Source organism: Caldithrix sp. (assembly GCF_056497305.1).
Window position 1 is genome coordinate 1 of sequence record NZ_JBSMDE010000074.1, and the last position, 9,479, is coordinate 9,479.

The following is a 9,479-nucleotide window of genomic DNA, read 5'->3' on the forward strand; positions in this document are numbered from 1 at the left end:
TTAATTCGTAATTTTAAATTTTTAATTAAAATTAATTCTTTGCCTGTCCGGCTGCCACAGCCGTCCAGACGGGCCTGTCCCCGAAGATCGGGATTTTCGCTGCGCTCCAACCGGCTGCCACGGCCAGACCTGTCAGGCTGCGCCAGCCAGACGGGCCTGTCCGGTGGCCAGACGGGCCTGCCCGGCAGCATGACTGGCGCCCCTTGCGGTTTTTTAGAGGTTGCGGCTATGCTGCCTTAAATCAAATTCCAGCGTTTACGCAATGCCCATTCAGTGGAAATAATGAACAGGATTAACATCAGAAGTCCCAGCTTGTACCACAGCTCAATCTCTTTTTCGCGGCGCACTACCTGCTTTTTGGCAGAAAGCAAGGGCCGCAGACGTGCCGTCAGGGAATCTGCCGGGATGAGTTGACCTCGATTAAAGGTGGCCAATTTTTTTAGGAACAGGGTATCGGGACTTAGACGAATCATCTCTCTGTTCAGGGGAATAATGATGACCCGGCTGGAATCGGCGCCCCATTCCTGATTATTTTCAAAGGCGCGGGCAACCAGTTTGTAGTCTCCTGAGCGGACTGGCGTAAATTGGGCTTTGAACCGCCCCTGCTCATCCTTTTGGACCGGCAGGCTGAACGACTGGCTGCCATTATGAGCCGTCAGGACCACAGAACTATTGGGAACCGGCTGCTGACGGCTATCCACCACACGCACTTCTACTCTAAACGGCTGACCGATATGACCGCTTTTCCGGTCGATAGATAGGCTAACCGGTTTAAAGGGCGTACGCTGTCCAAGCCAGCCCAATAATTTTTCCATAAAGATGGTGTAGCCCTCATTGATTTTATCGTTGGGCTGCAACAAAAAGTGCCAGCGCCACAAGGCCAATCCATTGACCACCGCGCTTTTTGGAGGCCCATCATTCAAAAAAATTAACGGAATTAAACGACCTTTAAATGAAGTTTGAACCAGCACAGTGCTGGATTTATTTACCTTGAGATTGAGATGAACGCTTTGCAGCGGGGGCGCCAGGCTCCAGAACTGTTGATTGCTGGACGGATCATTAAACAGATTCACAAAAGCGGCCGCTTCCGGAGTATTCAGAGCAAGCGGAGTCAGCTCCTTAATTCCTGTTTTAGAAGAAAAGCGCAAGCCAGAAAAGCGCTCGGAAATTTGCTGAAATTTGCCTTCAGAAAAATGCGAGCCGACCATTAAAAGCAGATTCTGGCGCGTGTTCTGCCAGCTGGCGCTTAATTGTTGGAGAAAAACCTCCGACGTGCCGGGACCAGGAAAGTCAACAAAGATCCAGATATCCATGCTGTCCAGATGGCTCAGCGGACTTTTAAGTAAAAATCGGCCCCGATTGTCTTCCACAAAGGTCTCTGCCCTGAAGCGGGGCAAGGTTTCAATAGCCAGTTTCAAAAACTTGAGGTCGTAATTGGGATAGGAAGCAAAGAGCCCCACTCTCTTTCTGGATTTTAAAATCTCCTGAACAAAATGAAAACGATTGTTTTGCGTGTTGCTCTCTCCCTCTACCGCCTCAACTTCACAGGTCAGATGATGTAATCCCGTTTTTTGCAAAGAATAATTGAAAACAAAACGAAATTGGCCGCTGCCAGGCGTTAGTTGAATGGTTCGTCGAGCGATCGGAGTCTTACGCTCTTTGATCTGCAAATTAAGGGTTATGTTTTTTTTAAGATTTCGGGCGCCGACGATGACGGCTGCCTGAATGGTGTCATTCTGATAAGCGGTTGCGGGCGTCTGTACTTCGCTGATGAACACATCCACCGGGCTGAGTATTTTACCCACAGGCACAGTAAAAATGGCTCCCCCCACCTGTTGATTAATGGAGAGCAACCGTCCATCTGTAACTACGCCATCGCTGACAATGATTGTTTTGTCAAATTTGTGTTTCCGCAGGTAATCCAATACCTGCTGAAAATTCGTAGCCCCCTCTGTCGGTTGCAAACTATCAGGATGGGTAATTTTGGTAATTCGTGTATTAAAAGCAAACCACTGGACATGCTCTTGGGGAAGAGCGCGCTGCAATGAGCGAATCACCTCTTTTGTCTTTTCCCAGCGCGAACCTCCATCTTCCTGCGTCCCCATGGACCCGGAATTATCCACAAACACCGAAATAGATTCTGATTTCTCCTGCAGAAAAATGAGTTGGGCTGTAGGGGTTAAAAAAATGAGAAACAGGAGCCACAGCGTGAGCGCGCGTAAAACGAGCAAAATCCAGCGTCCATAAGGCGGCAAAGGCGGATTGGTTTTGCGATAGAAAAGGTAACTCAGCCCAAAAGCGAGCCCGGCCATCAGCAAAATGACGATGAATGGAATATTTAATCGGATTAGTTCTGGCATGGCATCAGCAGGGGGTTAGGGTTGAATGGTTGATTGGTTAATTGGTGGAATGGATTGTCCGGCGCAGGAGGTTGCAGGCAAACCGCTGATACGATTCGGTTCGTGCATAATTGTTTCCTCAAACAGGGCTCAGTTCCAGCTTTTACCAGGCCATAGTTTGTTCCATTCAGCATCGTTATTGATTTCCTAATTTTAGGGCGGGATAGGCATTCAGCGACAGGTCCGAATGCTGCCCGCGTTTTAAATATTCCATTCCTGCGCGGGCAATCATAGCGGCATTGTCGGTGCAGTAGGCCACATCCGGCAGATAAAATTCAAAGCCATTCTGCTGGCATTCCTCATTTAGCCAGGAACGCAGTAAGGAATTGGCAGCCACACCGCCGGCAATCGCCACGCGTCGGACATTAAATTCTCTGGCAGCCTGAATGGTTTTAAGCACCAGCACCTCAACCGCGGCCTGTTGATAGGCAGCGCAAATATCTTTCAGATGCCGCTGTTTTTCATCTTCAGACAATTTTTGCAGGAAAACCAGTAAGGCGGTTTTCAAGCCGGAATAACTAAAATCAAATGGATTGTCTTTTAGCCTGGCGCGCGGAAAGCGATAGAAATCGGGGTCGCCTTCGCGGGCCAGTTTGTCAATCAAAGGGCCACCAGGATAGCCCAGTCCCAGCAATTTGGCCCCTTTGTCAAAGGCCTCGCCAACGGCATCATCACGGGTTTGGCCAATGATCCGGTATTTAAGATGGTCTTCCATAAGCACCAGTTGCGTGTGTCCTCCAGATACGATCAGGAAAATAATGGGAAAGGCAATGTGCTTTTGAGAGAGAATATTACCGTAAATATGGCCCTCAATATGATTGACGCCCACAAAGGGCTTTTGTCTGGCCAGAGCCAATCCCTTTACAAAATTCAAACCAACCAACAAGGCCCCCACCAACCCCGGACCATAGGTCACGGCAAAGCCGTCCAGAGTTTCAAGCCCCACTCCAGCTTGCTCAAGTGCTTTTTGAACAATGGGAATGATCATGCGAATGTGGGCCCTGGAAGCTAATTCCGGCACAACCCCGCCAAACCGGTTATGAATTTCCTGCGAGGAAATGATATTGGACAGCACACGCTGATCTTCGATGACCGCTGCAGAAGTTTCGTCACAGGAGGTCTCCACGCCTAATATTCTCATTGGCTCTCTTCCTTCTTCTTCAAAATTAAACGAAACGACCTGGGACTGATCTGCACCACAGAGATGCCCTCTGGCAGTTCAATTCTGGGCAGATAGTGGCTTCTTCCAATCCGAAAATCTTCTTGATAATCAAAAATGGCCGTGATCTGTTCCGGTTGAATGGCTTTAACTTTTTGTTCGCTGCCTTTAATGCGCACGGCAATGACCGGCGGGATGGCTCTGGGCTCCAGGTGTTCCGGAGCACCAATTATTTGAATGGGAATATTGTAGAGCTGTCTTTCCACAATCTGCTCGATTCTGAAATCCACATCAATCACCTGAGGATCAATGCGCACGATGCCCGGATAGGGCGAAAAAAGCTCCACGCTTTCTGTAACGGGATAGCGGACCTTCTCAAGATGAACCGTTTCACTTTCAACATGAAAAATCTGATCGACAAGGCCGGCTGGCCCCATGACCTTAACCGAATCCACCTGTGGGAAAACACCGGTCAGGCTATAGCCAGGCAGGGGCTTAATATTGTGTTTAATGGCCACCGGTTTGAGGGCCTCTTTGTAATGGTCGACCTTTAACGCTAACTTTTTGGGCTCCAGTACGTCTTCCACTTTAATGCCTAATTCCTGGCCCACATAAAATTGGTTCTGGTAGTCTCGCAAATCAATAGCCATAGAATGGTCCACCGAAGGCAGCTCGATTTTAATGACCGGCTTGTAAAAATATAGGCCTAACAGGGCGCGGCCCTTGCCTTTTAATTTGAGAACAATGGTTTTGGGCGGTTGTTCGATCAAAACATAGCCGTTAGCCAGGCGGGAAATTTCGAAGGGTAAAGTCACGCGAATGGAATAGGTTTTGTCCGTGGTTACCGCAGCCCAGAGGAGTAAGGCCAGGAAAAAAGAACCCAGCAATGCCCGGTAATTTTCTGACTTTATCTCCTTGCCCAGTATTTTCATGAATCAAACTTTCAAGGTTTCTGGTTTACATCGATCAATTCAATTATGGCCCGATCGCGCTCCGCGTCTGCCTTAAAATAGTCAACTGCTCTTCCCTGAGACAGGGCAATCTCCAGCATGTCCTTACTGTTCCACAAGACGAGCGGTTTGCCGGTTTCCTGCTGGGCGTAATAGTCCCAGATTTTGTCGCTTGTAAAATTTTTAAAATTTACGAATTTTATGGCTTTTTTCCAATGTTTCAAATCAGCCCTGGAAAGAGCAAAAATAATGTTGCCGAAATGATCCACCGAAACGATGGCGGCTTTACAGATGTTTTCTTCCACAATCAGTTCCTGGTGGTCATCGATGGTAATGCGATCCAGTGGCACCCCAATCTCTTCTGGTTTGACGCCACTGGCCAGCATGGCGGCAGCCGGAGCAAAAATATCTCTTCCATGAAAGGTGCTGCTGTGTCCCTGCGGATTGACCAGTTCCGCCTTAATTTCAAAGGCCTGATAGGCTTCCTTTTTCAGAACAAAATTAAAAACTCCATTATCCGGGCCCACAAAATAGTAATTCATCGTTCGGACAATCAGCGCTTTGCGCGCACTGCCCACTCCGGGATCAACCACAATAAGATGCACGGTACCAGCCGGAAATGAATCGTAATAATTAACCAGCGTGTAAGCAGCCTGTTGGATATTGAAAGCTGGAATGGCATGCGTAATATCAATAATTTGGGCCTGGGGAGCGTGTTTTAACAGAATTCCTTTGACGCTGCCCACGTAACCATCTCTGGTGCCAAAATCGGTCATCAGTGTAATGATCATTTTTGCCCCCTGATTTTCTGACAATGCGGACAAAAGTGCGTGCCGCGTCCAGCAATCCTTTGTTTTACTATGGGTGTACCACACTCGAAACAGGCTCGCCCGGCCCGCCGGTACACTTTAAAATAATGCTGATTTCTACCAGGATTGCCATAGGCATCCCGATAATCGGATATGGTGCTGCCCATGTTTTCTACAGCGCGCTGCAGAATGAAACGAATAGCTTCAAAAAGAGTTTTTGCTCGTTGTCTACCGATCGTCGAACAGGCCTGTTGGGGATGTAGCCTGGCCAGAAAGAGACTCTCATCCGTGTAAATGTTTCCCAATCCGGCAATCCACTTTTGTGACATTAGAAAGGCTTTAATGCCCATGTTTCGCTTTTGTAATGTTTGATAAAAATCTTTAAACGTAAAATCAGGATCCAGGGCGTCGGGACCTACCTGTTTTAATATTTCGACTTGGTCAGAAACATGGTAAATGCGTCCGAATTTACGCGTATCCTCGAATAACAGATGTTCATCATTCTGAAAATGGATCACACAACGCAGATGGTCATGGTTTTGCCGGGCAATGGCGCCACGTTTAAAAGAAAGACGTCCGGTCATGCGCAGATGAATGATTAATGCGCTTGAACTGAGTTCAAAAATGATATACTTGCCCTGGCGTAACAGGCGCCGGATACTTTGGCCGGAAATCTTTACAGGCGCACGATTCTCATACGTTTTGCCCCATAAGGGTTCAATACTTGTTATGGTTTTACCTGTTATCAGCGGCCGTAACTCACGCACAACGGTTTCTACTTCTGGTAATTCCGGCATGAACATCCTTTTTTCTTCACTTGTGATGGTTTTGAATTTAAGAATGATTGGAATGCATTCCAAAATTTGAATATATGGCATTACTGCATTTTATGGTAGAAAGACCCTTTCCCCCATTGCAGCGTTTCCTGCGCAGCCGATTCTTAACCTATCCAGAATTGCGCAATAGGTTTCGCTCTTATGCCTTACGTCGAAAAAAGATTTCTCTGCCCTGTCTCCATGCAATCTGGGCATCGATCGAAATGACCATTAGTGGGACCTTGTGCCAACTGTCATTTCGAATCAACGCCTCAAACGTAACTCGAGCTTTAGCTCGAGCCCTAAACTGGCAGGCTGAATTTCCCCCTCGCCCCGCAAAGCGGGGAGAAGGGGTTAGGGGGTGAGGGCAAATAATTTTTAATTTAAAACATTCATCGCCTGTCCCCGAAAACGGGATTTCCGCTTCGCTCCAACCGGCTGCGCCTTGCCAGACGGGTGCTCTTTGGGGTTTTTTAAAAGTTGCGGCTTTGCTGCCTTAGTGGCATCTTTGCGTTTTTTGTGTTTATTGATTCGTTGATGGAGTCGGACTTCATGTTTTTTGCAATGAACCTGAAAAAATTTTTCAGGCAAATTAAAACCCTCCCCGGACAATGGTAATGTGTAGACTAAGGCAAACTAACGCTATTCAACAATTCGCTGACCGTTACAAAGCGGTAGCCTCTGTTTTGTAAAGAATCAATAAGCGCAGGCAAAATTAAATAGGGAAAGTCTTGTTTACGATCCGTACCCAGGTGCATCAAAATGATTTTGCCTTTAAGGCCGGACCGCCTTTCCAGATCCAGAAAGTGGTCCAAAATCTCCTGCGAACCGCGGTACAGGGCCTGGGTGCTGTCCACCGTCCAATCCAGAGCATCACAATGGGCAGACCAGCCGATGTGTTTAAATCCGGCTTCTGCGGCCCAGGTCAATATTTGTGTATTGTATTCGCCAAAAGGAGCCCGCCAGAATGGGGCTAAATGACGCCCACTGAACTGGGAATAGAGCGAATCCACTTTCAATAACTGCCGCATTACCAGAGCGCGCGTGGTCTGCTGACCGTTTTGCTGCATTCCATTTTGGGCATAAGTCGTTAAATGAGGGTGACTGAAGGTGTGATTCCCTATTTCGTGTCCCTCTTCAATCATCTGGCGCACTATTTCAGGAAAACGGCTCAGGAAACGGCCAGTAATGAACATGGTGCAACGGATGTGCTTCTCTTTTAGAATATTCAGAATTTGTGTCGCGCCGCGGCTGGTGGAACCGGCGTCAAAGGTTAAGGCCAACCATTTTTTCTCTGTTCTTACCTGCTGGACAGGTCGACTCAAATAACGGAGTCGGGCCGAAGAAAAATTGAGGGTTAGCGAGTCGATGAGCGACATTTGGCCGTTTTCTTGATGGGCCCAGATGATGAATTTGTTCTTTCCAAAGCGCAAGGGAATATCTTTAAAAACAATCTGTCCGGATCGCTCCCGGGCAAAGGTCAATAATTTCCCGTTGTGCCAAAGAGAGGCGGTTAATCCCAGCGAGGCTCTTATGACAAGGGAAGTGCGCCCTGCAGTCGGCCTAAAGGTTGAGTCGAGACGAAAATAGATGGAATCTTTTTTTACCTCTGCGACCTTCCTGGGTTGCTTAACCGTCAGGTTCGATATTTTGTGATTGAAATAAAGGAATAGCAGGATTATTAAGGCCAACAGCAAAAGGCTGGGAAAGTCGTACAGTTTGCGTAGGTTCAGTCTTTCAAAGAGTTGCTGACTCTTCCAGCGCAGGTAACACCAGCGGCCGCAAAAGATGTGATGTTCGATGGTGTGCTGACAGGCGCTGCAAATAAACGCATGACAATAATAACACTTCCTGCTGCTTAAACGCTCTGGATGGTTTTTGCAGGCCTTTTTGATGCGCGTCATGAACTACCTTTGTAGCAAAAAATGAGCACTGTTCCAGAGGCGAAAAGTTCCCTGATCTGGAACAGCTTTTACAATTTTCAATTGGCAAGCAGGTTTAACGATTGGCATAATGTTTTTCGTAGAAGTGCTTGTATTCTTCCTGCTTTTCTTTAATATGCCGCCACCAGGTCTCATTTTCTACATACCAATCAATTGTATGCTTTAAACCTTCATCCAAACTCCATTTCGGTTCCCAGCCGAGGGCCCGTATTTTACTGGTATCAACGGAGTAGCGGCGATCGTGTCCGGGACGATCGGTAACATATTGAATTAATGATTCGGGCTTGCCCAGGTAGTCCAGGATGAAATGCGTGATGTAAATGTTTTCCCGTTCATTTCCACCGCCGATATTGTAAATTTCACCCAGCTCACCTTTGTGTAGTACCAGATCAATTCCGGCGCAATTATCTTCCACATAGATCCAATCGCGTACATTTTTACCATCTCCGTACAAAGGCAAAGGTTGATTGTCGATGGCATTGGTGACAAATAGAGGAATTAATTTTTCAGGATATTGATAAGGGCCGTAATTATTGGAACTACGCGTAATCAGCACAGGCAAACCGTAAGTCTTAAAGTAGGAACGCACCAGCAGATCGCCGCCCGCTTTGCTGGCCGAATAAGGACTATTTGGCATTAAAGGATCATCTTCTTTAAAAGAACCATTTTCAATGGAGCCGTACACTTCATCTGTAGAAATGTGTAAAAACCGTTCGATGCCGTGTTTTTTGGCCGCTTCAAGTAGGACAAAGGTGCCGCGAATATCTGTTTCGATAAAAGAACCAGCCTCATGGATGGAGCGATCGACGTGCGTTTCAGCCGCAAAATTAACCACGGCATCAACATTACTCATCAAATTATCAACCACCGTTGCATCACAGATATTGCCATGATAAAATAGGTAGCGTGGATCTTTTTCCAGATCAGCAAGGTTTTCACGATTTCCTGCATACGTTAAAGCGTCTAACACGATAATTCTGTAGTCGGGATATTTTTTTAGCATGTAGCGGACAAAATTGGAGCCGATAAATCCTGCACCGCCGGTAACTAAAATGGATTGCATATCTTGTTCTCCTCCTAAAATTGTATTCACTCCTTTAATTTATGAGAAAAAGGCAAAAAGGGCAAAAATAGATGAAATATTTTAATACAATTAGCATCGATTGTCCGATACAAATCCATAGTCATTTCATTAGCTGGAAATTCCATCACCTGCCCTTTAAGGATAAACTAAGGCAGTAAAGCTGCAACCATTAAAAACCTCAATGAGCGCCCGACTGGCCGTGGCAGCCGGTTGGAGCGCAGCGAAAATCCCGATCTTCGGGGACAGGCCCGTCTGGACGGCTGTGGCAGCCGGACAGGCAAAGAATTAATTTTAATTAAAAATTTAAAATTACGAATTAA

The 9,479-nt window shown here is 46.9% G+C and carries 8 protein-coding genes; all 8 read right to left on the reverse strand.

Going from position 1 to position 9,479, the window contains the following annotated elements; genetic code table 11:
* The coding region (locus tag ACWB0I_RS06315) for a hypothetical protein (RefSeq protein WP_479387200.1) at positions 1-191 on the reverse strand (191 nt) is incomplete at its 3' end.
* Between the two features lie 45 nt (positions 192-236).
* Positions 237-2,360: a hypothetical protein gene (locus ACWB0I_RS06320; RefSeq protein WP_479387201.1), complete on the reverse strand. Its 2,124-nt coding sequence runs from the start codon at positions 2,358-2,360 to the stop codon at positions 237-239.
* Between the two features lie 175 nt (positions 2,361-2,535).
* Positions 2,536-3,540, reverse strand: a complete 1,005-nt coding sequence (gene tsaD / locus ACWB0I_RS06325) for a tRNA (adenosine(37)-N6)-threonylcarbamoyltransferase complex transferase subunit TsaD (protein ID WP_479387202.1) — start codon at positions 3,538-3,540, stop codon at positions 2,536-2,538.
* A complete protein-coding gene (locus ACWB0I_RS06330) occupies positions 3,537-4,490 on the reverse strand; it encodes a CdaR family protein (RefSeq protein ID WP_479387203.1) in 954 nt (317 codons plus the stop codon). The genes tsaD and ACWB0I_RS06330 overlap by 4 nt, the downstream gene beginning before the upstream one ends.
* Positions 4,491-4,501: 11 nt before the next feature.
* The gene (locus ACWB0I_RS06335; protein WP_479387204.1) at positions 4,502-5,299 is read right to left on the reverse strand and encodes an SAM hydrolase/SAM-dependent halogenase family protein; all 798 of its coding nucleotides are present in this window, start codon (positions 5,297-5,299) and stop codon (positions 4,502-4,504) included.
* On the reverse strand, positions 5,296-6,114 hold the full coding sequence (gene mutM / locus ACWB0I_RS06340) for a bifunctional DNA-formamidopyrimidine glycosylase/DNA-(apurinic or apyrimidinic site) lyase (protein ID WP_479387205.1): 819 nt from the start codon (positions 6,112-6,114) through the stop codon (positions 5,296-5,298). The genes ACWB0I_RS06335 and mutM overlap by 4 nt, the downstream gene beginning before the upstream one ends.
* A 644-nt stretch (positions 6,115-6,758) precedes the next feature.
* The gene (locus ACWB0I_RS06345) at positions 6,759-8,036 is read right to left on the reverse strand and encodes a polysaccharide deacetylase family protein (RefSeq protein ID WP_479387206.1); all 1,278 of its coding nucleotides are present in this window, start codon (positions 8,034-8,036) and stop codon (positions 6,759-6,761) included.
* A gap of 94 nt (positions 8,037-8,130) precedes the next feature.
* The gene (gene rfbB, locus ACWB0I_RS06350; RefSeq protein ID WP_479387207.1) at positions 8,131-9,138 is read right to left on the reverse strand and encodes a dTDP-glucose 4,6-dehydratase; all 1,008 of its coding nucleotides are present in this window, start codon (positions 9,136-9,138) and stop codon (positions 8,131-8,133) included.
* Positions 9,139-9,479: the final 341 nt, after the last annotated feature.

Bases quoted from the DNA above. Each gene is read 5' to 3' on its own strand.
- tsaD (WP_479387202.1), bottom strand. From the start codon at position 3,540: ATGAGAATATTAGGCGTGGAGACCTCCTGTGACGAAACTTCTGCAGCG.
- ACWB0I_RS06320 (WP_479387201.1), bottom strand. From the start codon at position 2,360: ATGCCAGAACTAATCCGATTAAATATTCCATTCATCGTCATTTTGCTG.
- rfbB (WP_479387207.1), bottom strand. From the start codon at position 9,138: ATGCAATCCATTTTAGTTACCGGCGGTGCAGGATTTATCGGCTCCAAT.
- ACWB0I_RS06345 (WP_479387206.1), bottom strand. From the start codon at position 8,036: ATGACGCGCATCAAAAAGGCCTGCAAAAACCATCCAGAGCGTTTAAGC.
- mutM (WP_479387205.1), bottom strand. From the start codon at position 6,114: ATGCCGGAATTACCAGAAGTAGAAACCGTTGTGCGTGAGTTACGGCCG.
- ACWB0I_RS06335 (WP_479387204.1), bottom strand. From the start codon at position 5,299: ATGATCATTACACTGATGACCGATTTTGGCACCAGAGATGGTTACGTG.
- ACWB0I_RS06330 (WP_479387203.1), bottom strand. From the start codon at position 4,490: ATGAAAATACTGGGCAAGGAGATAAAGTCAGAAAATTACCGGGCATTG.